Raw genomic sequence first — 2,054 nt, forward strand, 5'->3', positions numbered from 1 at the left:
ATCATGTCGAAGTGGCGGAGCCGCAGCTCCAGCGCGTTGGCCAGCGCGTCGACCGCGGCCTGCTGCAGCTCGGGGGTGTCGCAGTAGCGGCGCAGCAGCTCGCGCGCGGCGGCGGCGTGCTCGTCCTCCAGCTCGCTGACGGCGGTGTCGCCCTCGTCGGCCGAGGCGTGGTGCACGAAGAACTCGTACCCCTTCTCCGGCAGGCCGTAGACGTCGCGCATCACCGAGAGCATGCTCTTGCCGCCCTTGTCCACGATCGGCGGCTGGCCCTCCATCAGCAGCAGCACCGACGCGACGCCCTGGGTGAAGTGGGTCCCGGTGTTGCAGACCCGCACGTTGTGCTCGATGACCGCCGCGGTCTCCGGCACGACCGGCGCGGCGGCCAGCTCGTCGGCGGTGACGCCGACCGCCGCACCGAAGTCGGCGAACGTGTCCAGGTGGCGGCCGGAGTCCGACAGCCTGCCGGTCTCCTCCTCGTAGATGTTCTCCACGAGCAGGACGCGCAGCCGGTAGTCCTCCACCCGTGAGGCGATGCCCAGGATGTTGCGGGTCCAGAAGTTCTTGATGGGCCAGCGGTGCAGCACGAAGTCGTGCAGCAGCCGCTGGGTGGCCTTGCCGGCGAGGATCGTCTGGTAGAGCTCGCTGGTCATCTTCTTGCGCTCGCTGATCATGCGGTCGAGCTGCGCGACGAAGTCACTCATCGCCACCCCTGTCGTCGTTGGTGAGTTCGGCGAACGGTCGTCCTCGACCGGTCAGTGCCAGGATCGTCGCGTCGAGCCCCTCGGCCGCGACCATGTCGGAGAAGTGGGCCGTGCCGTCCATGTTCACGTCGAGCAGCCCGGTGACCACGGTCTTCGAGCCGCCGTCCGCGATCATCCGCAGCTGCGTGGCCAGCGTGGTGCGGTCGGCGGCGATCGGGTCGAGCCGCAGCCGCGCGCCGTGCCGCACGATCAGGTGCGCGACGATGACCTCCAGCCGGAGGTTGCCGCCACCCTTGCCGATGCCGGCGATCGACGCGTCCAGCGCGGTCGCGCCCGCCGCCAGCGCGGTCGTCGCGTTGATGAACGCCAGCCCGAGGTTGTCGTGCGCGTGGAAGCCCACGGGCACGGGGCTCGCGCTGACCGCCGCGCCCACCCGCTCGGACACCGAGTCGGGGTCGAGGCTGCCGTTGGAGTCCGCGAGGTAGATGATCTGCGCCCCGGCGTTCGCGCAGGCCTTGACGGCCACGGCGATCCCCTCGGGGTCGCGCTCGCTGACCCGCGTCAGGTTCATCGCCACGTCCAGGCCCGCCGCGCGCGCCGCCGCGACGTACGGCTCGGCCGCCTCGACCGACCCGCCCATGACGAGCACCCGCACCATGGCGACGCCCCGGTCGGGAAGTTCCGCGAGGCGTTCGACCGGCACTTCGCCGGGGCGCACCATCACGGCGAGGTCCGGCCGCCCGGTCACGGTGGCGAGCGCGTCGAGGTAGGCGGGCGGGCAGCTTGCCGTCGGCCGCTGCGGGTGGTGCGTGCCCCGGAGATAACCGATTTCCGCGTACGGAATACCGGCGGCACCGACGGCGCGCACGATCGACTCGGCTTCGTACGTGGTCCAGCTGTGGTCGTTGAAATAGCCGCCGTCGCGCAAGGTGACATCAAGAAGAATTGGTGATAAATCCACGTTCACCGCGCAGCCCCGCTGCGCGAAAAAGCCTCGGCTGTGAACAGCAAAATCAACCGCCCCCTCGATTGAGCGCTTTGATAGCTGACTTGAGCCTAACCGGTGGCCGTCCCGCGTGGCAACCTTTTCGTCACACCACCTGCGGTCACTGAGCCGATTGTCGTACCGTCAATACGCCGACGCGTCGGCGCAATTCGACGTTTCGACGCCAGGTCGCGGACTACTCCGTGACCAGCGGGTACAGGGAGGCGACCAGCAGCAGCGCCATCGTCACGTTCAGGGCGCGCCCCCACAGCGCGCGGTCCCGAACGCCAGGTCGTGCGCCTCCACCAGGCACACCGACAGGCCGCGCGACGCGGCGTCGAGCGCGACACCGGCACCGGTCACCCCGC

Annotated in this window: 2 protein-coding genes; both read right to left on the reverse strand. The window is 69.8% G+C overall.

The features are described from left to right. Nucleotides 1-701 (reverse strand): iron-containing redox enzyme family protein (locus AB0G02_RS36930; protein ID WP_360804158.1); only part of this gene is annotated, 701 nt, incomplete at its 3' end. Then, nucleotides 694-1,668, reverse strand: coding sequence for a hypothetical protein (locus tag AB0G02_RS36935; protein WP_360804161.1), 975 nt, complete (start codon nt 1,666-1,668; stop codon nt 694-696). The genes AB0G02_RS36935 and AB0G02_RS36930, both read right to left, overlap by 8 nt. Nucleotides 1,669-2,054: the final 386 nt, after the last annotated feature.

It is taken from the genome of Actinosynnema sp. NPDC023658, assembly GCF_040639995.1.
Classification (GTDB): domain Bacteria; phylum Actinomycetota; class Actinomycetes; order Mycobacteriales; family Pseudonocardiaceae; genus Actinosynnema.